Below are 25937 nucleotides of genomic sequence, written 5' to 3'. Positions count from 1 at the left end.
AGCCCCGGCCATGATCAGCCCCGCGCCTTTCCACCGCTTCATCGCCGACCAGAGCGGCGCCGTTGCGGCCACATACGGACTGTCGCTTTTCGCGCTGATCATGGTCGGCGGCGTCGGCTTCGACTATGCCCGGCTTGCCGGGATGGACAGCGAGCTGCAGAACGGCGCCGATCAGGCCGCGCTGGCCGGAGCGACCCAGCTCGACGGCCGGAGCGGTGCCTGCTCGCGGGCCGCCGCTGCCGCGATCGGGCTGGTGACGAACGCCACCATCCTCGCCAGCACCCACACTATCGCGATCGCCAATGAAAGCGCCTGCGACGCCACCGGGACGGTACGCTTCTGGCAGAATCGTGCCGCCACCCAGGCCGCCACCAGCGACGCCAATGCGCGCTATATCGAACTCGATGTCGCCGCACGCAGTGTCGACTATGCGCTCACGCCCGTCGGCGGACTGCTCCACGGCACCGCGAAGGCCAGCGCGATGGCGGGAATCGGATCGTCGATCTGCAAGGTGCCGCCGGTCTTCATGTGCAATCCTGCCGAGGCGAGCGATGCCGCCTTCACCACCGCCAACTATATCGGCAAGGGCGTTCGCCTGATCGCCAACGACGGTGGCGGCAACTATGGGCCGGGGAACTTCGGATACCTTCAGTCCAACGCAGGCAACGGCGCCCAGGCCATTGCCCAGACGCTGGGTCGCAGCGAAATCCCCGGCGACTGCCTCGGCATCGACGGCGTCGATACCAAGCCCGGCGTGCAGGTCAGCGTGCTCGATGCGCTCAACACCCGCTTCGACGTCTATGCCAATGGCCTCAACCAGGCCTGCGGCAACGGCAACGGCCTTTGCCCGCCTTCCGCCAACACCCGCAAGGATCTGATGCACAAGGGCGGAACCGGCAACTGTGCGTTTCAGACCGGCAATGGCAACGGCTGGCACGAGGCGCCGCATCCCTATGCGCCCGGTTCGGCTTCGACCCCGCTGACTGCGGCGCAGATCACCGGACTCTCGCCGATGGGCTATCCGCGCGACATGTGCCACGCCGTCAGCCTGACCGGCAGCTGCGCCAAGGGGCAGATCGGCGACGGCAACTGGGATCGCAACGCCTACTTCAAGACCAACAGCGCCAATTACGCCGCGACTTTCGATATCGCCGGTGCTTTCGGCACCGCCACGCCGACCCGCTACCAGGTCTATCAGTACGAGGCGGCCAATGCCGGCTCCCGACTGCAGAACCAGGTCGACAGCGGCAATACCTCTCGCCCGCAGCCCTATTGCCAGGCCCCCGGCGTGCCGGTGGGCGGTACGGCGGCGGATCGGCGGGTGATCTCGGTAGCGGTGATCAACTGCCAGTCGCAGGGCATCGGCGGCGCGTCCTCGGGCGTACAGGTGCAGAAGTGGATCGACGTGTTCCTCGTCGAACCTTCGGTCGCCCGCAAGAACGGCTCCACCAAGCTGACCGAGCAGAGCGACGTCTATGTCGAAGTGATCCGCGAAACCTCGCTCGGCAGCGGCGGCGGCAGCACCGCCGCGCAGATGATCCGGCGCGACGTGCCGTACCTGGTGAAGTGACGATGCGCCCGCGCCCTTCCTTCCGCCGGGATCGCTCCGGTGCCGCCGCCGCCGAAATGGCGTTGCTGCTGCCGCTGGCGCTGATCCTCCTCTTCGCGGCGATCGAGGGCGGCTGGTACATGGTCTGCGAGCACCGCGTGGTGAAGGGGGTGCGCGACGCCGCGCGCTATGCCGCGCGCCTCGATTTCAGCAACTATGCCTGCCCCTCGACTTTCAGCGGCAACGGCACGGCGGTGAAGAACCTCGCGCGGACGGGGCAACTCACCGGCGGCTCGCCGACGGTACCGGGCTGGACCAACGCCCAGGTGACGATCGCTGTGACGTGTGCCTCGGGCACCGGCGGCCTCTATTCGGTGGTTTCCGGCAATGCGCCCAAAGTGAAGATCAGCGCGCAGGTACCCTATCCCTCGCTGTTCGGGACGCTGGGCTTCAGCGCGACTTCGCGCACGCTCAACGCTTCGGCGCAAAGCCCGGTGGCGGGCCTGTGAGCCGGGTTCGCGCCTCGATACGCGCCTTCGCACAGGATCGCAGGGCAGCGAGCGCGGCGGAATTCGCGCTGGTCCTGCCGCTGCTCGTGCTGCTGATCCTCGGCACGATCGATGCCGGTCTCTATGCCTGGCGCATCAACCAGGCGGAGAAGGCCACCCAGACAGGCGCGCGCTGGGCGGTGGCCACCGACATGATCGCCAGCGGCTTGCAGAGCTACAGCTTCGCCAGTTCCGGCGGAATCCCGCAAGGCACGACGGTGGGCGCGAGCGCCTTTCCCGGCGTTACCTGCCAGAGCAGCGGCACGAGCGCGAGCTGCACGTGCGCAGCCGGCGGCTCCTGCGCCTTCCCGCTGACTGCCAACAACACGGCCTTCACCACGCTGGTGAACCGCATGAAGCAGATCGACCCGCGCATCGCCGCCGGGAATGTCGTCGTGACCTACGGCTGGTCGGGCCTCGGCTTCGCGGGCGATCCCAACGGCCCGGACGTGGCGCCGCTCACCACCGTCAGCCTGCGCAATCTGAGCTACAAGCCGATCAGCACTGCGATCTTCGCGGTGCAGGTCCCCCTGCCAACCTTCGCCTACACGCTGACCATGGAAGATGGCAGCGGCACGGTCTCCAACTAGGCGCATCTCATGGGCAAGAACGTGCACCTCGACCAAGTGGACAGCCGGAGCAGAACCGGACGCGCCGCGATCCTCGTCGTCGCCTCGCAGTCCGCGATCGCGGCCTTCGAGGCCGACGGCAGGAATGAACGCGTGCTGGGCCTGCACCTGCTGGCGATGGCGCCGCACGCGCTTGTCCCGGCCCATGTCCTGAGCGACATGACGATGGCCGTAATCGAGGTCTGCCCCGAAGACCAGCGGTCCATCGCCCGTCTCACCCAAGTCTGCGAAGCGTTTCCCGATCTCCCGGTCGTCGCCGCGATCAGCGATGCCAGCGTGGCGCTGGTACGGACGCTGGTGCGCGAGGGGATCCGCGATGTCGTGGCGCTCCCGCTCGATCTCGACGAGATCCTCCAGATCTCGCTCGATACCGCCGCGCGCCAGCAGGTCCATGCCCCGCAGACGAGCACTTTGGCGCCGGTCGTCGCCGTGACCCGCGCCAGCGGCGGCTGCGGCGCGACCTCGATCGCCACCCATCTCGCAGCCGATCTGGCCGCGCACAAGGCTGGCGGCAGGGGCACGGTCATCGTCGATCTGGACCTCCAGTTCGGAGACGTCGGCCATTATCTGGGCGTCACCGCGCGGGGCGATCTCAACGATCTTCTGGCCGCGGGCGATCGCCTCGACGAGGAACTGCTGGCATCGGTCCTCGCCGCGGCGGGCGAGGGCCTCTCGGTGATCGCCGCGCCCGAGGCGATCATGCCGCTGGAGGCCGTCGATACCGACCAGCTCCTGCGCGTCGTCCACCTGCTGCGCCAGCGCTTCGACCATGTCGTGCTCGACCTGCCCGCGAACTGGACCAACTGGACCCTTTCCGCCGCCGCCGGTGCCGAAGCGATCGTGCTGATCGTCGAACTGTCGATTGCCAGCCTGCGCGAGGCCCGCCGGCGGCTGGACCTCTTCGCCTCGGTCGGGATCGAGCCGGAGGCGATCGCCATCGTCGTCAACCGCGCCGAGAAGCGCCTGTTCCGCACGATCGACGTTGCCGATGCCGCCCGCACGCTCGGTCACGAGGTGCTCGCCACGATTGCGCTGGATGCGCCGCAGGTCGCAGCGGCGCAGGGGCAGGGACGGCTCGTGGGCCAGGTCCAGCGCAAGAGCCGCTTTGCAGCCGACATCCGCGCGCTGGGCGAAGCTTTGAGGACGGAATTACTGCGAGGGGAGAACTGACATGTGGCAACTGCGTCGATCGCCCGGAGACCTCGACCGGACCGCCGAGCTGCCGATTCCGGGCACGGCGCCCGCAAAGCCGCTCGGCGAGCCCTATGAGCAGGCGGCGGGCCAAGTCTCCACGCTCAAGATCCACATCCACCGCCAGTTGCTCGATCGCATCAATCTTTCGGTGCTGGAGAAGATGCCGCGCGAGACGATCGCCGGCGAAGTCTCCGCGATCATCACCGAACTGCTGGAAGACAGCAGCGAGATGCTCAACCGCGCCGAGCGGCTGCTGCTCTGCGAGGAAGTGCTCGACGAACTGCTGGGGCTGGGGCCGCTCGAACCGCTGCTCAAGGACGAGACGATCAACGACATTCTCGTCAACGGACCCGATGCCGTGTTCGTCGAGCGGTTCGGCGTGCTGGAAAAGGTCAGCACGCGCTTTCAGGACAGCCGCCACCTGCTGCGCATCATCCAGAAGATCGTCAGCGCCGTGGGCCGCCGTGTCGACGAATCCTCGCCCTTCGTCGATGCCCGCCTGCCGGACGGCTCGCGCGTCAATGCCATCGTGCCGCCGCTGGCGATCGATGGCGCGCTGCTTTCGATCCGCAAGTTCTCCAAGAAGCCGATCGGCATGGACCGGATGATCGATCTCGGCAGCATGCCCCCGGCCATGGCGCAAGTGTTGCAGGCGGTCGTGCTCGCCCGGCGCAACATCATCATCTCGGGCGGCACGGGCTCGGGCAAGACGACCATGCTCAATGCCCTGTCGAGCTACATCGACAGCCACGAGCGGATCGTCACCATCGAGGATTCCGCCGAACTGCAATTGCAGCAGGAACATGTCGCCCGGCTGGAAACCCGGCCCGCCAATATCGAGGGCAAAGGCGAAGTGACCCAGCGCGAACTCGTCAAGAACGCCCTGCGCATGCGGCCGGACCGGATCATCCTGGGTGAATGCCGCGCCGGCGAAGCCTTCGACATGCTGCAGGCCATGAACACCGGCCACGACGGCTCGATGACCACGATCCACGCCAATACCCCGCGCGACGCGCTTTCGCGCATCGAGCAGATGGTCGGCATGAGCGGCATCGACATCGCGCCGCGCTCGGTGCGGGCGCAGATCGCCTCGGCCATCAATGTCGTGCTCCAGATCGGCCGCCTGCCCGACGGCAAGCGCAAGGTTCTCTCGCTCAGCGAGATCACCGGCATGGAAGGCGAGACGATCTCCATGCAGGAAATCTTCCGCTTCCAGCGCACCGGCCGCGAGGACGGCGGAACCGTGACCGGCCACTTCGAGGCCACCGGCATCCGCCCCCGCTTCATGGCCGACCTCGCCGCCCACGGCATCCATCTCGATCCGGAACTGTTCCGCCCGACCACAAGGCTGGAGGCATGAGCGCCGTCCTCGTCCGGCTCGTGACCATGGTCGCGGTCTTCGCGGCGGTGTTCCTCATCGCCCAGGTGCTGCTGCGCCTGAGCTGGCAATATCGGGCCGACCGCGCGGCGGTGAACGAGCGTCTGCGGATGCTCCATGCCGGGCACGACCGCGACCGCGTGGCCGATACCCTGCTCAAGAATGCGCCGCCGCGCCTCTCGCCCGATGCGGGATGGCTGGAAAAAGCGCATGTCGCCTTCGTGCGCACGCTGATGGTCGCGGCGATCCGCATCGATGCCCGGCAAATCCTGCTGCGCATGGGTCTCGCTTTCGCCGCCGTGGTGGTCCTGGCGCTGTTCCTGGTCTCGCTGTCAGGAAGGACGGTGACGCTGGGCGTGCTCCAGCTTGTCCTCGCTTTCGGGGCGTCGCTGGCCTTCGGCCTGCCGCTGCTGCTGATCAACCGCAAGGCCCAGAAGCGGCGGCGGCGGATGGAGGAACTGTTCCCCGTCGCCCTCGACATCTTCTCGCGCTCGCTCCATGCCGGGCATCCGATCGCCTCGGCCATCGCCCTCGTCGCCGAGGAAATGGACGATCCGGTGGGATCGGAATTCGGCCTCGTCTCCGACGAAGTTTCCTACGGCGCCGAACTCAACGACGCGCTCGCCGCCATGGCCGAGCGCTGGGACCTCGAAGACATCCGCATGTTCGTCGTCTCGGTCTCGGTCCAGAGCGAGACCGGCGGCAACCTCGCGGAAATCATCGAGAACCTGACCAAAGTGATCCGCGAGCGCGCCGCGCTGTTCCTCAAGGTCCGCGCGCTCAGTTCGGAAGGCCGCATGACCGGCTGGATGCTGACGGTGCTGCCGGTGTTCACCTTCGTCAGCATGTTCCTGATGAACCCCGCCTTCTACATCGAAGTCGCGCAGGACCGCATCTTCACGATCGGCTTCCCCTGCCTCTTCGCGCTCTACGCCATCGGCATCCTCGCCATCCGCCGCATCACGGACATCAAGGTGTGACATGTTGAACCTGCTCGTCGGCAACACTTTCGCCCGCTTTCTGGCACTGGGACTGGTCTTCGCGATCGTCGCGGGTCTCGTGCTCACGATCCTGCTGATGGTGAGCCAGCGCGCGACAGTCCGACGACAGCTCGATACCCTCGGCCGCCGCACGCTGGACGCGCGCATGCCGGTGTCGCTGCGCCGCTCCAGCGACGATGCCTGGTCGCGGCTGGCCGACCGGATCGAGAAGGCCGGTCTCAATCTCGCCGATACCAAGGGCGACGCGCTGCGCGACCTGATGGTCTCCGCCGGGTTCGAATCCCCGGCGGCGCCGCGGGTCTATACGCTGTCGCGGCTGGTCCTTGTCGTCGCGCTGCCGCTGGCCGTGATCGCGCCGCTGCTGCTCGGCGGCAGCGAGATGGGCTATCTCAAGCTCTATCTGCTCGGCGCGATCCTGGCTCTTGCCGGGCTCTACCTGCCGAACATCTATGTCCGTTCCCGCGCGGCCGGGCGGCGGCGCGACATCCTCAACGGCTTTCCCGACAGCCTCGACCTGATGCTCGTCTGCATCGAGGCGGGTCTCGGTCTGGAAGCGGCGATGGACCGGGTGGGTCGTGAAATGGTGGCATCGCATCCCGCCGTCTCGCAGCTTCTCGTCACCGCCACCCTGCACTTGCGGGCAGGCGCCTCGCGCGAGATGGCGCTGCGCAATATGGCAGAGCGCGCGCGGCTGGACGAGATCGCCTCCTTCGCAACGATGCTGATCCAGTCCGACCGGCTCGGCACCAGCATCGGCTCCACGCTGCGGGTCTATGCCGCCGAAATGCGCGAGAAGCGCAGGCTCCGCGCCGAGGAACGCGCGCATCGGATTCCGGTGCTGATCTCGGTGCCGCTGGTCGCCTGCCTGCTGCCGACGATGATCGGCACGCTGATGCTCCCGGCGGCGATCCGCGTGGTGCGCATTCTCATTCCCCAGATGGCAGGAGGCTGACATGACGATGAAGCCGGTCGCTACGCTCTGCATCGCAATCAGTGTCCTTGTGCCCTTGACGGGATGCAGCGGCACGCTGAAATTCCTGGGGCTGCGGCACGACAACCGCCCGGAGGTCGCGGTCCGCCCCATCGGCAGCCAACCCTTGCCGGACGGCGATGCCACCCGCCAGGGCCGCGAGGACCTCGCCGCCGGACGGATCGGCGCCGCGATCGCCCGGTTCCAGATCGCGCTGGCGGCGGGCGAACCCGTCGGCGCGGCGGCCAACGGCCTCGGCGTCGCCTATGCGCGGCTTGGTCGGTTCGAGCAGGCCCACCGTTTCTTCTCCGAGGCGATAGCGATCGAGCCGGACAATGCGAAGTACCGCGCCAATCTGGCGCTGCTGATGCGCTCGCCGCTGATGGCGGAGCGTCATGCGGCTGATTTCGCCGCGCAAGTCGCGCGGGCCGTTGCGCCTGAACTCGTCGGTATTCCCGAGCGGTCTGCCGCACTCACACGCGTATCGCGCGGCGCAGTTGCCTTGCGCACGTCCGGCGGCGCAATTTTTGGACGCGGTCCCTTGCCGCGGACGGGAGCCTCCGGCAGCAAGGGCTTCCAGCCGCTCGTCCGCATCGAGTTCCCGGAGGTGACGGAACAAGCTCCGGCAGCACCTGAAACCGCACCCGTCGCCCCGGCGCCGCAGCCTGCGCCACGACCTGCCGGGACGGCCGGCCACGCGGTCCATTTCACCGCCGATGCGCGCGGTTTCAAGCCGCTCATCCATATCGAACTCGGCGGCGCCGCCGTTTCCTCCAGCACGGAGCAAAAGTGATGGCAGTGACATTCTGGGCCAGTCTCGCCCTGCTTCTTCCGGCGTGCCTCCATGCAGCATGGTCCGACCTGTTCCGGCGCCTGATCCCCAACATGCTCTGCCTGGCGACCGCCCTGACCGGCCTTGCCTGCGCAGGCGTGACCGGCGGTGTCGATACGCTTGCCGACCATTGCGCGCATTTCCTGCTGGCGCTCGCCGGAGGGATGCTGCTGTTCCGGCTGGGCATGATCGGCGGTGGAGACGCCAAGTTCTACGCGGGTTGCGCTGCCTGGTTCGGCTTGCCGCAGGCGGTGAGCCTGCTGGTCACCGTGACCCTGGCCGGTTTCCTGCTGTTCCTCGGCTGGTTCGTCATCCGCCGCATCCAGCGGCGCCCGATCCGCGCCGCTTCAGATCGTCTCTTTGACCGACTGCCTTACGGCCTGGCGATCGCGGGCGGCACCTTGCTCCTGGCGTTCCAGGTCGTCTGAAACGATCTCCGTCAGCGCCGGAAAGTCGCCAATGGATCGACCGGCCGTCCGAAGCGTCGCAGTTCATAGTGGAGATGAGGGCCGGTAGAACGACCGGTTGAACCGACCAGACCTATCCGTTCCCCTGCTTCTACGTCCTCTCCGGCAGCAACCCCCAACCGGGAGAGATGCGCATAGCGCGTTTCCAGCCCGCCGCCGTGGTCGATCGTCACCGCAAGACCATAGCCGCCGCTCCATCCCGACTGGACGACCCGCCCGCCCGCGGTGGCGAAGACTTCATCGCCCTGCCGCGCGGCGAGATCGACACCGGCATGAAAGCGAAGGCCGCCGAGCAGGGGATGCTGGCGCATCCCGAACCGACTGCTCAATCCACTGGTGCGCAGAGGAGAACCCGCAGGTGCGTGCGCCGGTCCGGCAGCCGGACCTCCCGAAGCCAGGGAAAAACGCGAAACTCGAAAAGGCTCGATCGCTGCCTGCCCGTCCGCCAGCACGTAAGTCGCCCCTGGGCCGCTGGAAGAGCGCGAGAAACGAGGAGTGGCTCGTCCGGCAAGGTCCTGTTCCCGTCCTATCGTAATGTGGGATGGGGCGATCATTTCCACCGGGCCGACAGGCGCAACTGCCTCCGCGAAAACTGCATCGGGGAGCAATAGGGCGGCTCCGACGCATATCCCTGTTATCAAGTTGCTGGTCATATGGGCGACATTGCTTTGATGGAGCATCAAATATTATAGTATTTCTAGTTAAAATCTATCGGTTTGATTTTGTAATTTGTGCCATGGCGGTGCAAATATATGTGTGCCATACTCATTTTTGATTTCTGATTGCGATTTAGGATTACCCGGCCGCTGTGATGGGTGCGGCGGCAAGGCTACCCGAGCATCTGCGCGCGATGCCGATTTCGAAAACGGTCGGGCAGCGGCCGGGGGCTCAGAAGGAACGCGCCAATGCCAGCGAGAAGACGGCGCCCGATTGCTGGTTGCGCCGTTCGCTGCCGCTCGGCGCACCTGCCCGGCTCGGCGTGTAGAATGCGCGCAGGCGGTAGTCGTCGGCACCGTTAAAGGCCGTGGCCCGCAGGGTCGTCTTGAAACCGGCGAACGCGGTCGTCTCGACATAGGCGCCCCACAGAGCGCAATCGTGCCAGCGCAGGACTTCGCCGGTGTAGAAGACCCTGGCTTCCTCCGGCGCCGTCCAGGTCACGCCCCAGGACGACTTCAGCTGCGGAAGATCCTGGCGGAATTCGGCCGTCAGGCTCTGGGAGGGGATGTCGTCCATTACGCGGTTCCGCCCGGTAATCGGATCGTGCAGGCGGGAGCCGCGCCAGGTGCCGTCGACGGTGAGCCGGGCGCCCTTCAGCACCCGGTCGAGCGGCAGCGTTCCTTGCGCGGTGACGCCCCATTGCCGGGCATTGCCGATCGTTCCCAGCGCCTCGTCGCCGCTGGGCAGGACGAGATATCCGAGCAGGTCGGTGTGCCATTGATGATAGGCTTCCACCGCGATTGCGCCGCCCTTGCCCCAGTGGTGGTCGAGGCGGGCGAGAGTACGGGTCACGCGGGCCGGGCGCAGCCCCGAATTGCCGCCGAGCGGCCGCCCGTCGGCCTGGTTCACGGATGCCGCGAAGTCGCCGAAGTCCAGTTGGTCGACGGTCCTGCGGGCGCCGAGACGAAGCTGGGTGCTGCCCGAAGGCGACCAGACCAGCGCCAGCGAGGGCTTGAGATAGGACAGGCTCTGCTCCTGCGCCGCCTCTCCCGTCACCCGGATGCGGGAGAACTCCACGGCCATGCCGGATTCGAGATTGAGATGGCCGGTGAGCCGGACGGTGAGGTTGGCGAAAGCCTCGCCGCGCATTTCCGACACGCGGGTGCGGTCGTTGGCGAGCGGGATCGCGATCAGGCCGCTGCCGGTGTCTTCCGCATAGTCCAGTCGGCTCGACAGGCGGTTGTAGGCGATCTCGCCGCCGAACTCGGGACGGACGGGATGATTGCCCTCGCGGGTGACGGTGGTGCGGGCGACGAACTCGCCGGGCTTCTGAAGGCGCGAGGAGAGGCCGCGATAGCCCGCCTCGATATAGTCCTCGTCGGTGGTGTAGCGCTCGATCCGGCCGAGACCGACGAGCTTGGCGGACCAGCCCGAGCCCAGACGGCGGGTCCAGTCGAGGCCGAGTTCGCCGCTGCGGCCCTTTTCATCATAGGCGATGTCGCGCCGGGCGTCAGGAGTGTCGTCTGCGGGGCCTTCGAAGATGTCGATTCCGCGCTTGGAGGAATAGCCGTCCTTGTTGAGCCGCAGGTTCACCGTCAGCGTGCCGCCTGCAAGCGCGCCGGAAGTGCTCAGCGCCATTCCGTATTCGGGCGCCTTGCCCGCGATATGCTCCTGCCGGGTGCGGTAAAGGCTGCCCGCGGCGTCGCGGTCGAGATAGGTGCCGTCGGTGGGGAAGCGCACCATCTCGCCGGAAAGCTCGATATTGGTCTGCCACCCGGCGATGCGCCGGGCATGGCTGATGCGCGCGGAAGGCGAGATGCGGCCGTCCGCCGTGTGGCTCATGGTGAGCGAGGCATTGCCCGATCCCCCGCCATCGGCGCGCAGGATCAGGTTGGCGACCAGCGTCTGTCCCTGCGCTTCGGCGGCGTCGGTGCCGCGCAGCAGGACCACGCGCTCCACGCGCGACGCGGCGATGCGGCGCAGGACTTCGGTAATGCCGCCGCCCTTTACCGTCGGGCGCTGGCCGTCGATCAGGACATTGCCCGCGGCCCCGCCGAAACCGCGCACCGAAGTGCCTTCACTAAGGAGGAAGCCGGGGGTGCGTTCGAGCATGTCGAGCGCGGTCTGGGGCTGGAACGGCTTGTAGAAATCGGCGGGATAGACCGGGTCGGGGCCGACCGGCACGATGGCGGGCGGCGCTTCCTGGCCGAGCTTTTCCAGCGGGCGGGTTTCATCAGGGGGCGTGGCCGTTGCGGCCACGCCTGCAAGCATCACGGAAAAGGCATTCATCAAAGCGGACTCAGCACCCATTGAAAAATGAAAGCAGGGCTGCGGCATCAGAATTTTCCGCGCAGCGAGACCATGAAGTTGCGCGGGTCGCCATAGAAATTGCCGTAACCGGGGTATCCGATGGTGACGTAGTACTTCTTGTCGAAGATGTTGTTGAGGTTCGCGCTGACCGAGAACTGTTCGCTCACCTCGTATTCGGCGCGGAGCGACCAGACCGCATAACCCGGCGTCCTGAACTGGTATTCGTAATAGGGACCGTCGTAGAGACCGGTCGCCGGGTTGAGTTCCTGCACGAAGCCCGAGCGGAAGTTGCTGCTCTGCGCGGTGACGCCGCCGCCGAGGCTCAGGCCCTTGAGCGAACCTTCGCGGAACCTGTAGTCGGTGAACAGCTTGAACAGGTGCTTGGGCGTGATTTCCGCGAAACTTGCATCGCTTTCGCGCCGGTTCTGGTTTTCGTTGTAGGTATAGCCGAGCGAGAGCTGCCAGCCGGGCAGGATCTCGCCGTTGATCTCCGCCTCGAAACCCTGGCTGCGGAGCGATCCGTCGCGGACGTAGCAGCAGTTGTCGGTCGTACCGGCCGGAGGATTGCTCGGATCGACGGCATAGGCGCCCTTCTTGCGCACGCGATAGACGGCGAGCGAACCGGTCAGCTTGCCTGCGAAGAGTTCGCCCTTGATACCGGCTTCGTAGTTGGTTCCCGTCACCGGCGCGAGCGGCGTGCCCGGGCGCGGCCCGGACATGTAATTGGCCTGCGACTGGTAGATCTCGGAATAGCTGGCGTAGAGGCTGACCGCCTTCGCGACGTCGAGGACGGTGGCGACATAGGGCACGAACTTGGTGTTCTGGTCGATCAGCGAGGTGACGGCGCCGGTCGCGAGATTGCTGCCCTGCGTGCGGTCCTTCAGCACCAGGCGGCCGCCTCCGATGAGCGAGAGCGGGGCGACGGGCCGGATACGCAGCGATCCGTAGAAGCCGAGGCGCTTGGTATCGGTGCGGCCCTGGTAGCCCTGGCTCCATTCGGACGGATAGGCGACTTCGGGCGGATAGACGGGATCGAACACGTTGCCCGGCCCGTAGTAGGTCCAGAGGCTGCGGTTGTCGGTCCGGTTGCGGGTGTAGTCTACGCCGATGACCACGTCGTGCTTCTGGCCAAAGGCCTCGAAGCTGCCGGTGGTGTTGAAGTCCAGCGTCAGTTCGCGGGCTTTCGAGCCTGCCTGATAATACCACCAGTCGGTGCCGGAACCGTCCACGGGATCGACCGCGTTTTCCATTTCCGCAGCGTTCGTGCGGTCGTTCGAACGGGTATGGTTGGCATTGAGGCGGACCGTCCAGTTGCTGCCGATCGCCTGCTCGATCCGTCCATAGGCGATGTCGATGTCGCGATCGATCGAACTCCACGGCGCCCCTGCGTTGGCGCTGCGCGGGAAGCCGATGTCCTCGCCGTTGCGATAGCGCGGGAGGCTGGCGTTGAACCCGTCATGCCTGTCGGTCTGGTGGGTGAAGCCGGCCAGCAACAGGGTGTCGGGCGCCGGGTTGTACTCGATCGAGCCGTGCGCCAGCCAGCGATCGTCGGTCTTGAAGTCCTGGAACGAATTGCCGATGTCGTAGACGCCGATGGCGCGGGCGCGCAAGTTGCCGTCGCTTGTGAGGGCGCCGGTGATGTCCGCATCGACGCGCGCCCGGTCCCAGCTGCCGAAAGTCATCGCCGCGCGGGCCTGCGGATCGGCCAGCGCGCGCTTGCGGGTGAAGTTGATGACGCCGCCCGCCTCGCCCGCGCCGAACAGGCCGTCGGCACCGCGGATCAGGGAGATCGAGTCGAAGATCGCGGTGTCGAGGTCGCCGGTGGTGGAGGCCGTCTGGGAGCTGGCGCCGCCATCGAGGCGATAGTTGGTGATCGTCAGGCCGCGCGAGGTATAAGTCGAGGAAAGCCAGCCCCGGTCCACCGTCACGCCGGTCATCTGCTGCATCACGTCCTCGACGCTGAGCAGGTTCTGGTCCTCGATCCGCGCACTGGTCATCACCGTCACCGACTGGGGAATCTCGCGCAGCGTCTGCGCGGCCTTGCCGATGATGACGGCACGCGGAGCATAGCTGTCGCTTCCCTCGGTCAGCGTCGGATCGCCGTCGGGCCTGCTGCCCGTGACCGTGATGTTGTTTTCGCTCTGCGCGTCGTCCGTGCCGGTGTCGTGCGTCGCCGGATGCTGCTGGGCGAGCGCCGGGTGCGGCAGGGCACAGCTTGCCGCCAGCATGGCCGCAAGGCGCAGGATGCGCCGAGGCGCCTGGGCGTGCTTCGAGATTACGTCCCTCATTGTTTCCCCTTGGTCCGGCGCATCGTTTCGGAATTGCCGGGATAAGCTTCATGGCTTGGTGTTTCTTGCGCGGCGCCCTAATGCAAATGCAACCGACTCGCAATATCATTTATGGGGGGTAGGGCAGGGCGCTTCGACCGGCATGGTCCCGTGCCAAAGTCTCGCATTCTCTAGACCAGGGTTTGCCTGTCGATCGGCGTTTCCGCGCCGATATCCGTGGCGGCGTCGCGGCGGATCCCTGCTGTCGATGCCGCCCATGGATGACGATGTGGAGTAGCGAGCATGACAGTCACCGACGTGACCAGCCCACGGGAAGCGGCACGGGCATTTACCCCCCGGCTGACGGGCTATGTCGAGGATCCGTTGTTCGGCAAGGTCTGGGAAGAACCCGCCCTGAGCAAGCGTGATCGCAGCCTCGTCACCGTTGCCGCACTGGTTGCGCTGCGCGCTTTCGAGGAACTTCCGGCCCATCTGCGGCGCGGCATCGACAACGGCGTGACCAAGCAGGAGTTCAGCGAACTCATCACGCATCTGGCGTTCTATGCCGGTTTTCCCGTCGCGATTTCCGCCTCGGTGCGCGCCGCCGAGACTCTCGGTCCGGTGGGCGAGCCATAGGCGAAAGCCGGTTCCTCCCCTTCGACCGATACTTCCTCTTCCACCAGCATACCAACCCGCTACCGCCGAAAGGAAAGAGCTATGAAAGTCCTCACCGATACGATCCTGTCGCAGTCGGCCTTCAGCGCCGATATCGATGTTCCGATCGAGAAGATCGATATCGCCGACTGGCTGTTCAACCTCGCCGAAGCCGAATACCAGCGTTGCTGCCCGCCCGACCACATCGCCGCCGGGAGCACCGTGACAGACGATGGCCGCCGCATGTCGATCAACGTCGAGATGATCGGCACGGGCCTTGTCGTGCAGCACTATGCTGCCGAGGTAGCGACCCCGACATACTGCCGCATGAACTCGATCTCGGACGTGTTCACCGCCAATGGCCGCACCCAGGTCAACGTCATCTGGGAACTCAAGGCCGAGGCGATCGAGGGCGGCCGCACGCGCTATACCAATGCCGTCACCGCGCATCCGACCGATGCCTTCATGGCATTCATCGCCGAGCATGGCGTGCGCTACGAAGATGCCGCCGCTGCGCGCCAGGCGGCCGGCGGGGACCACAACAGCCGCGAAACCCCGCTGTTCGCCGCCAGCATTGCCCGCAAGGCGCTGGGCCAGCCCAACCCGGCCTGAAGGGCGCGATCGAAGGGCGGCAGTCGATCCTGCCGCTCCTTGCGCCGGGCGCAGAAAGCGCGGGATCACCGCCACCGAGGCCCGCGGAACAGCCCTGAGCCAGACAGCCGACCGGCCGGGAATTCTTCCTTTGGAGAGTTCCCGGCCGTTTGCGTGCAAGGGGCAGGGGCGCTGGCGGGATCGACGGAAGCTCTGCAAAAAATGACCGAGGCAGCGGACTGCCTCGGCCAAGGATTGCCTGTCCGCCGGGGGGAGAGCGGAACGGGTCGTGTCGGCGCAGGGCGCGCGGAACGACTATTGCGCCGCCGGGCGCTGTGCCGCGCGGCGCCAGGCGGTCGGCGTGGCACCCACGGCGGCGCGGAACAGCCGGGCGAGATGGGCCTGGTCGGTCAGCCCACAGGCGCAGGCTATCCGGGCGAGGGAATCTGGGGTTTCGAGCATGAGGATCTGTGCCCTGCGCACCCGCTGGCGGACGAGGAAGACATGCGGCGTCTCGCCGACGCTTGTCTTGAAAGACCGCGTGAAATGCCCGGCGCTGAGGCCGACGAGCGCGGCCAGGTCCTCCGCGAGGATCGGTGTTCCAAGGTTTGCGTCGATGTAGTCGACGACGCGGCGTTCCTGCCAGGGGGCGAGGCCGCCCTTGCGCCGGTTCGGCCGGTCGGCGATGCCGCTGGGAAGAACGCTGGCGGGGAGGAGGTCCCGTTCGTGTTCGGCAGCTTTGGGTTCGGGATGGAGAAGCGCTTCGAGGCGTTCCAGGTAGTGGCGTGCCAGTACCGGATCGCGCTCCAGCGAGCGGCGGACTCCCGCGACCAGGGTCATGGCCAGGGAGCGCGTATCCGAAACGGTATGGCCGATGTCTGGAGTGATCGTCTGATGCAGCATGTCCCGTTCCCGAATCTTGCCGGAACAGGTTCGCCGATCGGGGAGCGAGAGGAAATCGAACGGCAGGCGAGTTCGCCTATCGCTTTGGGCTGAGCGTTCTAAACCATGGTTTATAGCCGCAGGAGCCGCCGCGACGGGTGGCGGCTGCTGCGGCATGTCGGGGCGGGCCTTATTTGCGCTGGAGGCAGGCGTCGCGGCGCTGGGCGGTGCAGCGCGGATAGGACGCGGCCGGAAGCGGCGGCGGATAGGCGCTTGCCGGCGCGATCGACGCGGCCGTGATGATCCTGGCGTCGGCCGGTGTACCTGCGGGAAGCGGCGGATTGGCGGGCTCGTAACCGCCGGACGTCTCGACGGCACGGAACCCGTCGGGGTCGGTGAACGTCCGGTCCTGGGCATGTGCCTGGATACCGATCGCGCCGATCGCGGCGACGAGGGCAGTGAGAATTGTGCGCTTCATGGGATAGCTCCTTTCGGGTTGTCACAGTCGGGGAGGGACAGTCGCCGTTCGCATTCCCGGTCCTGTCGATACGGGAAACCGCGCCTGTCGGGATGTAACTTGGGGTCGCAATCGGAGACGTGAAGGCAGTCCAAGGTATGGAACGGGCAAACGTCCGGTTGGCGCGGGCTTTCGATACGACTTTCCCGGCCATTACCGATCCGAATGGCCCAATGTTCTGCCGGGCTATACTTTGGCATGACGCTACCCTCGTATAGTTCACCGGCATCGCATCGATCTCCACACTGTATTCGTCAGTAAAGGTGAAGGAGAATTCTCATGCGTAAGTCGTTTATTGCCTGCGTCGGCCTTGTCGGTGTCGCCGCTTCACTTGCCGCCGCCGTTCCGGCATCCGCGCAGCGCCTGGAAAACAGGGGGGCGGACATCGACGATCCGATCATGCTCATGGCCCAGCAGGACCTTCCCCGGAACCAGTTCATGCTCGACAGTTCCAGCGACGTCGAACTCGTGCGCTTCAAGAAGCCGCACGATCTCGAACTCTGCAATGCCCGCGCCGATCGGGACTCGGTGGACGGCACCCGTCACGCTTACGCGATCCAGGCCTCCTGGGACAACGACGTGGCCGTCATCATGCCGGGCAACTGCCTCGCTTTCGATGCCCAGCGCCTGAAGGTGAAGGCCGCCGGAAACCTGCCCGACGATGTGGTCCTGACCGGCACGGTTCGGGTCATTCGCTGAACTGGCTCGGCCCGCTTCGGCGGGTCGGCAGCCTGTGACGATCGGGGAGCAAGGACGATGTTGGAAAGTGTTTCGAGGGTGCCGTCCGGACGCGCCTCGGCGACCCGTCTGCGGGGGCTGGTGGCCTGCGCGAAGGAGCGGCACACGCCGTCCGGTACGGGCCGTCCGGACGAGTCCGGGGTCCGGCGGACCACCTGCAGGATCTGCGGCTGCGCGCTGGTCAGGTCCGGCGTGTCGCGGTGGTATCGCTCGGGATTGATGGGATGAGCAGATACGCGCTCCTCTGTGCAGCCGGCCTTGTCGGCATCGGTGCCTGTCCCGGTGCAGCCCTGGCCGAAACGAAGGCGGATGACGGGCAGAACGCGCCTGTCAGCATGCACGACCGCGTGACGGCGGGCGTGGGCCTGGCCAGCGTGCCCAGCTACATCGGCTCCGACCAGAACGTGATCGTGCCGATGGCGGCGGCGCAGGGGCAGGTCGCCGGTGTCGGCTTCGCGCTTGAGGGCACCTCGCTCTCGCTCGATTTCGTGCCGCACGGCGATGCCGGGGGCTTCAAGATCCAGGCGGGGCCGGTCGCGTCGCTGCGGCTGGACCGCACGACGAAGATCCGGGATCACGCCGTCCGGGCGCTCGGCGAACGGTCCACGGCGGTCGAACTCGGCGGCTGGATCGGCGTGCAGAAGACGGGGGTGCTGACCAGCCCTTACGACACCCTGTCCGCCAGCCTGTCCTACCAGCACGACGTGGCAGGAGCGCATCGCAGCTACATCGTCTCGCCGGAAATCGATTACGACACGCCGCTGTCGCATCGCCTCTATGCCTCGTTGTCTGTTTCGGCGGATTACGTGGGCCGCCGCTTCGGCGCCTATTACTACGATATCGATATCGATGGCGAGGGCAGCCGGGCGAGCGGTTTGCCGACCTATTCCGGTGCCGACAAGGCGGGCTGGAAGGACTGGAACGCCAACCTCATGGTGGCCCGTTCGATCACCGGCGATCTCACCCATGGGATGAAGGTCTTTGCCAGTGCCGGCTATGGGCGGCTGCTGGGGCGCTATGCCCGCTCCCCCGTGGTCGCGATTGCCGGACGCCGGGGCCAGCCCAGTTTTGCCATCGGGATGGGGTACACGTTTTGAGACGGCGCTGGATCATCCCGGCAGCGATCTCGCTGCTGCTGCTGCTGCCGCTTCTCGGCGTGACCGGATACTGGGCCTGGCTCGGCTATTTCAGTTCCGATCCCTTCGTACCCGTGCCCGCGACCCGCGCGCCGATCCCCGCCCGCAAGGGCGTGGTGGCGGTCATTCTCTCGGGCGACATGGGCTTCAGGATCGGCATGGGGCCGAAAGTCGCGGCCCGGTTGGCGCAGGACGGCATTCCGGTCGTCGGCGTCAATTCGCTGACCTATTTCCGGCAGAAGCGAACCCCACGCGAGGCTGCCGCACTGATCGAGGAAGCCATGCGGCGCGCCCTGGCGATGGAGCAAGGAGGTCCGGTTCGGCGCGTTGCCCTGATCGGCCAGTCGTTCGGCGCCGACATGGTCAATGTCGGTTCCCCGAAACTGGCGCCGGACTGGCGCGACCGGGTGCTGACGACCGAACTGGTCGTTCCGACCGACACGATCAACTTCCGCGCCTCGCCAGCCGAACTGCTGAACTGGACGCCGCCGGACGCTTCGGCGCTGCCTTCGGGACGGGCGCTCGGCTGGGTCCCGACGGTCTGCATTTACGGCCGGGCAGAGACCGAAAGCCTGTGTCCGCACCTCCATCAGGCAGGCGTACGGGTAGTGCCGCTGCCGGGCGGCCATTTTCTGAACAAGGACGTGAATGCGGTCCACGCCGCGCTGCTGAAGGGCATCGACGAAGCCCTTTCCGCACCGCGCCGCACGACGACCGCGCATCGGGAGATCGCACGATGAAACCTGCCGCTTCGATTCTTTTCGCTGCCTTGTCGCTGGTCACGGCGATCGCATCTCCCATGGCGCAGGCCCAGACGACCGCCGCTCCGGGCGAACTTTCCGGCACCTGGGTCAATCCTCGGGGCAGCGTGAAAGTGAAGACCGGTGAATGCGGGACCGACGTGTGCGGCTGGATCGTCTGGGCCAACGACCAGGCCACCTCGGACGCGCGCGAGGCCGGGGTCGACAAGCTGGTCGGCACGATGCTGCTGAAGGACTACCGCACGGTCAGCCCGGATCACTGGGAGGGGCACGTCTACGTTCCCGACATGGGCGGCACCTATTTCTCGCGCATGGAGCGTCTCGATCCCGAGCATCTCAAGATCAGCGGATGCGTGCTGGGCGGCTGGATCTGCAAGTCTCAGGTCTGGCTGAAGGACTGACGCCCATGCAACTTCCCTCCTGCGTCCGGACGGCGGCTTCGCTCGCCGCGCGCCATCGCATGGCGCTCGGCGTGGCCGGTGTGCTGCTTTTGGCCCTGCTGGGGCTGGGCGCTCTGCGGACCCTGCTGCACAGCATCAGGGCCGCCGATATTCGCCATGCCTTCGATGCCATCGCGGTCTGGCGGATCGCCGCGGCCCTTGCGCTGACCGGCGTGAGCTACACGGTCCTCACGTTCTACGACGTCTTCGCCCTGCGTGCGATCGGTCGGCCGCTGCCGTACCGTACCGCCGCCCTGGCTTCGTTCACGAGCTATTCGCTGAGCAACAATCTCGGCCTGTCGGTCCTGACCGGCGGCTCGGCGCGCTACTACGTCTACAGCGCTTCGGGGCTGACGGCGGGCGAAGTCGCGCGGGTCGTGGTGATCGCCGGGCTGACCTTCTGGTGCGGCATCGTCGCCCTGGCCGGGGCGGCGCTCGCCTTTCATCCGGTGGACCTGCCGGGGGTGTTGTCGCTGCCGCACTGGCTCCAGACGTGCGCGGGAGTGGCGATCCTGATCCTGCTCGTCGCGAGCCTTGCCGCCACCCGGCAGATGCGCAAGCACGGCTGGGACCTCTGGGGCCTGCCGAAGCCCGAGCCGCGCACCGTGATGACGCAGGTCCTGCTGGCGGCAGCGGACCTCTCGGCGGCGTGCGGGGCGCTGTTCGTCCTCGTGCCCGATCTCGGCCCGGCGATGTTTCCGGCGCTGCTGCTGGCCTATATCGTCGCGATCGTCGCCACGCTGATAAGCCATGTACCGGGCGGACTGGGGGTGTTCGAGGCGGTGGTCATCGCCCTCATGCCGGACATGCAGCGCGCCGATCTCGTCGCGGCGCTGCTGGCCTATCGGGCGATCTACTACCTCCTGCCGCTGATCCTGGCGGCACTGGTGCTGCTGGTCTCGGCCCGCCGCCGCTGGGGCGCGCCGGTTGCTGGAGCGGTCAATGCCGCACAAGGCCTGCTGCGCCAGATCGCACCGCCGCTGCTCTCGGCGCTGTGCTTCTGCGGCGGCGCGATCCTGCTGATTTCCGGTTCGGTCCCTCCGGCGGCGACGCGGCTGCACGCCTTGCGCCACATTCTGCCGCTGCCTTTCGTCGAAGCCTCGCATATCGCCGCGAGCCTCGCCGGAACCGGATTGCTGCTGCTGGCGCCGGGCCTTTATCGGCGGCTCGACGGGGCTTTCGTCGCGGCACGGGCGCTGCTGGTCGCGGGCGCCGTCTTCGCGCTCATCAAGGGCCTGGATGTAGAGCAAGCCGTGATCCTGCTGGCGATCGCCGCGATCCTTCAGGGCGCGCGCCGGGCCTTCTATCGGCGTACCGCGCTGGCGGCGGGGTTCTCGGCGCAGTGGGTCGCGGCCATCGCCGTGGTCGCGGCGGTCATGCTCTGGGCGGGCTTCTTCTCCTACCGCCATGTTCCCTACAGCAACACGCTCTGGTGGCAATTCGCCTGGCGGGGCGAGGCTTCGCGGTTCCTCCGCGCGAGCTTTGCCGTCACCGTGCTGCTGGGCGTGGTCCTGCTGGCGCGCCTGTTGCGTCCGGTGGGACCGGTCGACCGGGCCGAGGGCATGCAGGACCGGGACATCCGCGTGCTCGCCGGGGCGGTGCGGACCGATGCGATGCTGATGCTCACCGGTGACAAACGGCTGCTGCGATCTGAAAGCGGGGAGGCCCTGCTGATGTACCAGGTGCAGGGCCGCAGCTGGATCGTCATGGGCGATCCGATCGGCCCGGTCGAGGAATGGAGCGCCCTGCTCTGGCGCATCCGCGAACTGGCGGACGCGCAGCAGGGGCGGCTCCTGCTCTATCAACTCAGCGCGAGCGCCCTGCCGGTCGCGATCGATCTGGGATTGCAGCTCATCAAATATGGCGAGGAAGCCCGCGTCAGCCTCCCCGCCTTCTCGCTCGACGGGCCGGGCGCCAAGTCCCTGCGCGCGGCGGCGCGCAAGGCGGAGCGGCAGGGCATCACGTTCGAGGTCGTGCCCGCCGCGCAGTTGGGTCCACTGCTGCCGAGCTTGCGCAGGGTCTCGGATACGTGGCTCGCCATGAAGGGCGGACACGAGAAGTCCTTCAGCATCGGCCGCTTCGATCCCGGCTATATTGCCCGTTTCGACTGCGCGGTGGTGCGCTGTCACGGCGAGATCGTGGCCTTCGCCAATATCTGGAAGACCGCAACGCGCGAGGAGCTTTCGGTGGACCTGATGCGCCATGTCGGGACGATGCCGAACGGGACGATGGACTACCTGTTCATCGAACTGATCCGCTGGGGGCAGGCGCAGGGCTATCGCTGGTTTACACTGGGGCTGGCGCCGCTGTCCGGCATCGAGGCCCGCCCGCTGGCGCCGCTATGGGCGCGGGCGGCGGGCTTTCTCTATCGCCATGGCGATGCGTTCTATCGTTTCGAGGGGCTGCGCGCCTACAAGCAGAAGTTCTCGCCGGAATGGGAACCGCGCTACATTGCCGCCGGCGGCGGCCTCGGATTTGCGCGTTCCTTGCTGGATTTGCAGACTTTGGTCGGCGGCGGCCGGGCCAGTGCCGCCAATCGCTGTGCCGGGTTCACATGAAGGGTCCATGGCCCGACTGTGGCCTCGCAGCCACAGGTTGGCGAATTTTCGGCGTAATATTGCGAATAATTCCTAATAGCGTTAACGGCGGCGCAATCCGATCCGAGATTGCAAAAAAGGAATTCCGATGGCCTCCGCTCGCGCGCTTGCCCTTTGTGGCGCGGCGATTTTCGCCGTTTCGATGATGACTGCCGCCCGCGCGGAGGACGCGCGCCCGGACGCCGCCGACAATGCCGGTGGCGAAGCCGACAGCATCGTCGTTACCGCGCCCACGGCCGGCACGAAGACCGAAACGCCGATCGTCCAGATCCCGCAGCCGCTCACCATCATCACGGCGGACGAGTACCTGTCGCAAGGTGCCATCAGCATCAGCGATACGGTCAAGTATGCGGCAGGCGTCCTGGCCAGCCCTTACGGCCGCGATACCCGCGTGGACGGGTTCAACGTTCGCGGCATCGACGCGCTCCAGTTCCGCGACGGCATGCGTGACATCTTCTCCTATTACGCCAGCATCACGTCCGACCCCTACAATTTCTCCCGCGTGGAAATCGTGCGCGGTCCGGCGTCGGTGCTGTTCGGGCAGGGTTCGATCGGCGGCCTCGTCAATCTCGTGACGAAGACCCCGGACTTCAAAACCGGTGGTGAAGTGAACCTCGTCTACGGCAGCTACGACCGCAAGGAAGCCCTGGGCGACGTCAATGTCGCGCTGGCGGACAATCTGGCGATCCGCGCGGTGGCGCGCGTCCGCGATGCCGACACTTATGTCGATCACGTTCCCGACGACCGCGTGATGTTCGCGCCGTCGATCCGCTGGCAACCGACGCCGGATACGGATATCGTGCTGACCGGTCTTTATCAGGAAGACGATACCGGCTCGACCTCGCAGTTCCTGCCGATCGTCGGCACCTTCCGGCCCAACCCCGGCAATCCGTCGGGCAGGCTCGATCCTTACACTTTCGTCGGCAAGCCGGGCTGGGACCGTTACGCGGGACGCTCGCTCCAGGGCGGCGGCTCGGTCGTCCACAAATTTTCGGACAATGTTCGCCTCAGCGTCAAGGCCCGCTACATCGACAGCGACCTCGACTATAACTATCACGGGGTGAACAGCTATTATAATCCCGGCGTCCCCGGTTTCACGGAAAATTCCCTTTTTCCGACGAATCCTTACGGTCCGGACGGCCGCACGGTGATCATGAGTTCGTCCGCCAGCCAGGCGCGGATGAACGTCTTCTCGACCGACAACAATCTCCAGTTCACCTTCAACACCGGCCCGAATATCGAGCACAAGCTGCTGGTCGGTATCGACTACAGCTGGAACAAGGTCGGCAAGCGTTCGGCCAGCGGTGCGGGCCAGCTGGTTGACCTCTATGACATCGATCGCGACGCGCTGGACGAACCCGTCGCCACCGGTCCCTATGCCTATGAATCGCAGAAGCAGCTCGGCGTCTACGTTCAGGACCAGATCCGTTTCTACGACCGCGTCTCGGTCGTGCTGGGCGCGCGCCGCGACCGGGTGACCAGCTCGGCGGGATCGAAGGACAAGGCCACGACTTTCCGCGCGGGCATCATCGGCGAACTGGGCTGGGGCTTCTCGCCCTTCTTCAGCTACACCGAGAGCTTCCTGCCGATTGCCGGTTCGGTACAGGGGGCGGGCGGTGTCGTCCTCTCACCCTATCGCCCATCGACCGGCACGCAGTATGAAGTCGGTATGAAGTGGCAGCCGGAGCCCAACACGCTTGTCACCGTCACCGCGTTCAAGATCAAGGAGCAGAACCGCGTCCTCTATCTTGCCGACAACGCGACCACCCAGTCGGGCGTGCTGAACACCAAGGGCATCGAGGTCGAGGCCAGCCACACCCTGCCGGGCAATTTCGAACTGCTCGCGAACTACGGCTACAATAAGCTGAAGTCGGAGACGAACACCAATCTCGACTATATGCCGCGCCATACTGCATCGCTCTGGTCGACCAAGACCTTTGGGCTGTCCGATGCGGCGCAGCTGCGCCTGGGCGGCGGCGTGGTCTATAGCGGCAAGAGCATTTCCACCAGCTCGCTCTGGTCGATCGTAACCCCTTCGCGCACCACGGTCGACGCGCTGGCGGAAATCACGCGGGACAACTGGCGCTTCTCGATCAACGCGACGAACCTGCTGAACAAGAAGCAATTTGCCTCCTGCCTCGCCCGCGGCGACTGCTTCGTCGCCGCCCCGCGCAATGTCATGGGAACGATCGGCTATCGTTTCTGAGCGGTGCGATGGCAGCAACCGCTGCCGGGATATCCGAATAGAGCCGGGGGGCGGGATCTTTTCGAGGTCTCGCCCCCTGGGCATTCCTGGCGCATGAGTTGACCTTTCGTCTCGCCTGCGGCGGGCCGGAAGCGAGGCATCCCCTTCGCAGTTTGCCAAGCCCGGCCGGGCCGGTATCATGCGGTTCATGTCGCTGGTAAATCGCGCGGGCCGCAGGGGCCGATGAAGGCAGACGCCGACTTCTCCGGCTTTCCGTTCGGGCAGAAGACGTTGTCGAGGCGCTCGATGGCGGTCGCGGCGTTCTCGACGATTGTCGAGTGGTACGATTTCACGCTCTACCTCTATCTTGCAACGGTCCTGTCGCGGGTCTTCTTCGGCGGTGGCGAGGGGGCTCTGGCCACCGTGCTCGGCGGTTTTGCCGTCGCCTACCTGATGCGGCCGCTGGGGGCGGCGGTCTTCGGACATATCGGGGATCGCCATGGGCGGCGGCGGATGATGCTGCTGTCGATGGCGCTTATGACGGCGGCGATGCTCGCCACGGCGATGATGCCGACTTACGCGGTGATCGGTCCGGCGGCGGGGTGGCTCCTGCTGCTCCTGCGCTGCGTCATGGCCTTCTCGGTGGGCGGCGAATATACCGGCGTGGTCGCCTACCTGATGGAAGGTGCCCATCGTAATCGGCGCGGCCTGGTGACCTCGTCCGCTGCCGCGGCAAGCGAACTGGGCGGCTTGCTGGCGGCGGGGGTTTCGGCCCTGACGGTCAACGCGCTGGCACCTGAGGCGCTGGACGCCTGGGGTTGGCGCATTCCCTTCCTGTTCGGCGCCGTGCTCGCGGGAATGGTGCTGCTGGCCCGCGCCACCCTGGAGGAATCGCCCGAGTTCGAGCGGCAGGTGATCCGCCGCAGCGTGCCCGAGCGGCCGTTGCGACAGGTTCTGGCTCGTCACCGCGCGGCGATCGGACGGGGTTTCGCGATATCCGCGCTGGGCTCGATCACGTACTACGTCGGCATCACTTATGTTCCCGCCTTCGTCACGGAATCGGGCGTCATGGTGGAGAGCGAAGCGCTCTGGCTCTCGACGGCGGCGGCGTTCATGGTCATCTTCGTCACGCCTTTCGTCGGTGCTTTGTCCGACCGTATCGGCCGCCGTCCGGTCCTGCTCTGTGTCGGCGTACTGGCGGTGCTGGTGCCGGCCGCCTCTTTCGCGGCGATGGGCGAGGGGTCTTACGGCGCCGCGCTGATCGGCGCGCTCCTGCTGGCCTCGCTGGGCGGAGCGGTGAGTGCCGTCGGCGCAGTGGCGACCGCCGAGCAGTTCCCCGGCGAAGGCCGTCTGTCCGGTCTCGCGCTGGGAGCGACCGCGGCGACGGCGGTGTTCGGCGGCCTTGCGCCGTTCGTGGCGCAACTGCTGGTGGAGGGAACCGGCTGGCAGGCGGTGCCGGGCATGATGATTGCCGTGGTGGCGGCCTGCGTATTGCCCGTTTTCGTGAAAACCCCGGAGACTCGGCCGAGAGACTGAAGGGCTGAACGACGAACAGCCCTACCCTTTCGACAAGTGCTAGATTTCACGAAATGCGAAATCCGACTTTGCCATTTGTCGATGGCAGCCGTGCTCGA

General features: G+C 66.4%; 23 protein-coding genes. 18 read left to right on the top strand and 5 right to left on the bottom strand.

Features of this window, described 5'->3' with window-relative positions; all coding sequences use genetic code 11:
* Window positions 1-10 precede the first annotated feature (10 nt).
* From AC4D6D_RS17780 to AC4D6D_RS17740, 9 genes are read left to right on the top strand one after another with little or no spacing between them, the layout of a single operon-like run.
* Complete coding sequence (locus AC4D6D_RS17780; protein ID WP_491328389.1) at window positions 11-1570, top strand: TadE/TadG family type IV pilus assembly protein; 1560 nt, start codon at window positions 11-13, stop codon at window positions 1568-1570.
* A 2-nt stretch (window positions 1571-1572) separates the two neighbouring features.
* Complete coding sequence (locus AC4D6D_RS17775) at window positions 1573-2058, top strand: TadE/TadG family type IV pilus assembly protein (RefSeq protein ID WP_491328388.1); 486 nt, start codon at window positions 1573-1575, stop codon at window positions 2056-2058.
* A complete protein-coding gene (locus AC4D6D_RS17770; RefSeq protein WP_491328387.1) occupies window positions 2055-2687 on the top strand; it encodes a TadE/TadG family type IV pilus assembly protein in 633 nt (210 codons plus the stop codon). The genes AC4D6D_RS17775 and AC4D6D_RS17770 overlap by 4 nt, the downstream gene beginning before the upstream one ends.
* Window positions 2688-2696: 9 nt before the next feature.
* Entirely contained in the window at window positions 2697-3896 is a 1200-nt protein-coding gene (locus AC4D6D_RS17765; protein ID WP_491328386.1) for a CpaE/TadZ family protein, read from the top strand.
* Window position 3897: 1 nt separating this feature from the next.
* Window positions 3898-5280: a TadA family conjugal transfer-associated ATPase gene (locus tag AC4D6D_RS17760; RefSeq protein ID WP_491328385.1), complete on the top strand. Its 1383-nt coding sequence runs from the start codon at window positions 3898-3900 to the stop codon at window positions 5278-5280.
* A complete protein-coding gene (locus AC4D6D_RS17755) occupies window positions 5277-6278 on the top strand; it encodes a type II secretion system F family protein (protein ID WP_491328384.1) in 1002 nt (333 codons plus the stop codon). The genes AC4D6D_RS17760 and AC4D6D_RS17755 overlap by 4 nt, the downstream gene beginning before the upstream one ends.
* 1 nt (window position 6279) lies before the next feature.
* Window positions 6280-7251 (top strand): type II secretion system F family protein, encoded by a 972-nt coding sequence (locus tag AC4D6D_RS17750; protein WP_491328383.1) that lies wholly within the window; start codon window positions 6280-6282, stop codon window positions 7249-7251.
* Between the two features lies 1 nt (window position 7252).
* Entirely contained in the window at window positions 7253-8062 is an 810-nt protein-coding gene (locus tag AC4D6D_RS17745) for a tetratricopeptide repeat protein (RefSeq protein WP_491328382.1), read from the top strand.
* Complete coding sequence (locus tag AC4D6D_RS17740) at window positions 8062-8529, top strand: A24 family peptidase (protein ID WP_491328381.1); 468 nt, start codon at window positions 8062-8064, stop codon at window positions 8527-8529. The genes AC4D6D_RS17745 and AC4D6D_RS17740 overlap by 1 nt, the downstream gene beginning before the upstream one ends.
* Before the next feature lie 11 nt (window positions 8530-8540).
* Here AC4D6D_RS17740 and AC4D6D_RS17735 read toward each other — a convergent pair whose 3' ends face one another.
* From AC4D6D_RS17735 to AC4D6D_RS17725, 3 genes are all read right to left on the bottom strand, one after another.
* Window positions 8541-8879: a M23 family metallopeptidase gene (locus AC4D6D_RS17735; protein ID WP_222614057.1), complete on the bottom strand. Its 339-nt coding sequence runs from the start codon at window positions 8877-8879 to the stop codon at window positions 8541-8543.
* A gap of 577 nt (window positions 8880-9456) precedes the next feature.
* Entirely contained in the window at window positions 9457-11514 is a 2058-nt protein-coding gene (locus tag AC4D6D_RS17730; protein ID WP_491328380.1) for a TonB-dependent receptor plug domain-containing protein, read from the bottom strand.
* 47 nt (window positions 11515-11561) lie between these two features.
* The gene (locus AC4D6D_RS17725; RefSeq protein ID WP_491328379.1) at window positions 11562-13823 is read right to left on the bottom strand and encodes a TonB-dependent siderophore receptor; all 2262 of its coding nucleotides are present in this window, start codon (window positions 13821-13823) and stop codon (window positions 11562-11564) included.
* 282 nt (window positions 13824-14105) lie between these two features.
* Here AC4D6D_RS17725 and AC4D6D_RS17720 point away from each other — a divergent pair, with 282 nt between their 5' ends.
* On the top strand, window positions 14106-14438 hold the full coding sequence (locus AC4D6D_RS17720) for a carboxymuconolactone decarboxylase family protein (RefSeq protein ID WP_491328378.1): 333 nt from the start codon (window positions 14106-14108) through the stop codon (window positions 14436-14438).
* 81 nt (window positions 14439-14519) lie between these two features.
* The gene (locus tag AC4D6D_RS17715) at window positions 14520-15068 is read left to right on the top strand and encodes a hypothetical protein (RefSeq protein WP_491328377.1); all 549 of its coding nucleotides are present in this window, start codon (window positions 14520-14522) and stop codon (window positions 15066-15068) included.
* Between the two features lie 294 nt (window positions 15069-15362).
* Here the strand turns inward: AC4D6D_RS17715 and AC4D6D_RS17710 are convergent, their stop codons facing one another.
* Window positions 15363-15950, bottom strand: coding sequence for a helix-turn-helix domain-containing protein (locus AC4D6D_RS17710; protein WP_491328376.1), 588 nt, complete (start codon window positions 15948-15950; stop codon window positions 15363-15365).
* A gap of 169 nt (window positions 15951-16119) precedes the next feature.
* Window positions 16120-16407 carry a hypothetical protein gene (locus AC4D6D_RS17705; protein ID WP_491328814.1) on the bottom strand — a complete coding sequence of 96 codons (288 nt, stop codon included), beginning with the start codon at window positions 16405-16407 and terminating at the stop codon, window positions 16120-16122.
* A gap of 318 nt (window positions 16408-16725) precedes the next feature.
* On the opposite strand from AC4D6D_RS17705, the gene AC4D6D_RS17700 reads away from it, so the two are divergent.
* The 7 genes from AC4D6D_RS17700 (at window position 16726) to AC4D6D_RS17670 (ending at window position 25839) form a co-directional block, all read left to right on the top strand.
* Complete coding sequence (locus AC4D6D_RS17700) at window positions 16726-17145, top strand: hypothetical protein (RefSeq protein WP_491328375.1); 420 nt, start codon at window positions 16726-16728, stop codon at window positions 17143-17145.
* A 263-nt stretch (window positions 17146-17408) separates the two neighbouring features.
* Window positions 17409-18281: a MipA/OmpV family protein gene (locus AC4D6D_RS17695; protein WP_491328374.1), complete on the top strand. Its 873-nt coding sequence runs from the start codon at window positions 17409-17411 to the stop codon at window positions 18279-18281.
* Complete coding sequence (locus AC4D6D_RS17690; RefSeq protein ID WP_491328373.1) at window positions 18278-19060, top strand: AcvB/VirJ family lysyl-phosphatidylglycerol hydrolase; 783 nt, start codon at window positions 18278-18280, stop codon at window positions 19058-19060. The genes AC4D6D_RS17695 and AC4D6D_RS17690 overlap by 4 nt, the downstream gene beginning before the upstream one ends.
* Window positions 19057-19482: a DUF2147 domain-containing protein gene (locus AC4D6D_RS17685; protein WP_491328372.1), complete on the top strand. Its 426-nt coding sequence runs from the start codon at window positions 19057-19059 to the stop codon at window positions 19480-19482. Before AC4D6D_RS17690 ends, AC4D6D_RS17685 begins: the two co-directional genes overlap by 4 nt.
* A 5-nt stretch (window positions 19483-19487) precedes the next feature.
* Entirely contained in the window at window positions 19488-22079 is a 2592-nt protein-coding gene (mprF, locus tag AC4D6D_RS17680; RefSeq protein WP_491328371.1) for a bifunctional lysylphosphatidylglycerol flippase/synthetase MprF, read from the top strand.
* Window positions 22080-22206: 127 nt separating this feature from the next.
* On the top strand, window positions 22207-24324 hold the full coding sequence (locus AC4D6D_RS17675; RefSeq protein ID WP_491328370.1) for a TonB-dependent siderophore receptor: 2118 nt from the start codon (window positions 22207-22209) through the stop codon (window positions 24322-24324).
* A 222-nt stretch (window positions 24325-24546) separates the two neighbouring features.
* A complete protein-coding gene (locus AC4D6D_RS17670; protein WP_491328369.1) occupies window positions 24547-25839 on the top strand; it encodes an MFS transporter in 1293 nt (430 codons plus the stop codon).
* The last annotated feature ends 98 nt before the right edge of the window (window positions 25840-25937 follow it).

This window comes from Novosphingobium sp. BF6, assembly GCF_058273105.1.
This window is presented reverse-complemented; position numbering and strand designations above follow the sequence as displayed.

Bases quoted from the DNA above. Each gene is read 5' to 3' on its own strand.
- AC4D6D_RS17755 (WP_491328384.1), top strand. From the start codon at position 5,277: ATGAGCGCCGTCCTCGTCCGGCTCGTGACCATGGTCGCGGTCTTCGCG.
- AC4D6D_RS17705 (WP_491328814.1), bottom strand. From the start codon at position 16,407: ATGAAGCGCACAATTCTCACTGCCCTCGTCGCCGCGATCGGCGCGATC.
- AC4D6D_RS17725 (WP_491328379.1), bottom strand. From the start codon at position 13,823: ATGAGGGACGTAATCTCGAAGCACGCCCAGGCGCCTCGGCGCATCCTG.
- mprF (WP_491328371.1), top strand. From the start codon at position 19,488: ATGCAACTTCCCTCCTGCGTCCGGACGGCGGCTTCGCTCGCCGCGCGC.
- AC4D6D_RS17695 (WP_491328374.1), top strand. From the start codon at position 17,409: ATGAGCAGATACGCGCTCCTCTGTGCAGCCGGCCTTGTCGGCATCGGT.
- AC4D6D_RS17745 (WP_491328382.1), top strand. From the start codon at position 7,253: ATGACGATGAAGCCGGTCGCTACGCTCTGCATCGCAATCAGTGTCCTT.
- AC4D6D_RS17780 (WP_491328389.1), top strand. From the start codon at position 11: ATGATCAGCCCCGCGCCTTTCCACCGCTTCATCGCCGACCAGAGCGGC.
- AC4D6D_RS17775 (WP_491328388.1), top strand. From the start codon at position 1,573: ATGCGCCCGCGCCCTTCCTTCCGCCGGGATCGCTCCGGTGCCGCCGCC.
- AC4D6D_RS17730 (WP_491328380.1), bottom strand. From the start codon at position 11,514: ATGAATGCCTTTTCCGTGATGCTTGCAGGCGTGGCCGCAACGGCCACG.
- AC4D6D_RS17710 (WP_491328376.1), bottom strand. From the start codon at position 15,950: ATGCTGCATCAGACGATCACTCCAGACATCGGCCATACCGTTTCGGAT.
- AC4D6D_RS17700 (WP_491328375.1), top strand. From the start codon at position 16,726: ATGCGTAAGTCGTTTATTGCCTGCGTCGGCCTTGTCGGTGTCGCCGCT.
- AC4D6D_RS17735 (WP_222614057.1), bottom strand. From the start codon at position 8,879: ATGCGCCAGCATCCCCTGCTCGGCGGCCTTCGCTTTCATGCCGGTGTC.
- AC4D6D_RS17765 (WP_491328386.1), top strand. From the start codon at position 2,697: ATGGGCAAGAACGTGCACCTCGACCAAGTGGACAGCCGGAGCAGAACC.
- AC4D6D_RS17715 (WP_491328377.1), top strand. From the start codon at position 14,520: ATGAAAGTCCTCACCGATACGATCCTGTCGCAGTCGGCCTTCAGCGCC.
- AC4D6D_RS17685 (WP_491328372.1), top strand. From the start codon at position 19,057: ATGAAACCTGCCGCTTCGATTCTTTTCGCTGCCTTGTCGCTGGTCACG.
- AC4D6D_RS17750 (WP_491328383.1), top strand. From the start codon at position 6,280: ATGTTGAACCTGCTCGTCGGCAACACTTTCGCCCGCTTTCTGGCACTG.
- AC4D6D_RS17760 (WP_491328385.1), top strand. From the start codon at position 3,898: ATGTGGCAACTGCGTCGATCGCCCGGAGACCTCGACCGGACCGCCGAG.
- AC4D6D_RS17740 (WP_491328381.1), top strand. From the start codon at position 8,062: ATGGCAGTGACATTCTGGGCCAGTCTCGCCCTGCTTCTTCCGGCGTGC.
- AC4D6D_RS17670 (WP_491328369.1), top strand. From the start codon at position 24,547: ATGAAGGCAGACGCCGACTTCTCCGGCTTTCCGTTCGGGCAGAAGACG.
- AC4D6D_RS17720 (WP_491328378.1), top strand. From the start codon at position 14,106: ATGACAGTCACCGACGTGACCAGCCCACGGGAAGCGGCACGGGCATTT.
- AC4D6D_RS17675 (WP_491328370.1), top strand. From the start codon at position 22,207: ATGGCCTCCGCTCGCGCGCTTGCCCTTTGTGGCGCGGCGATTTTCGCC.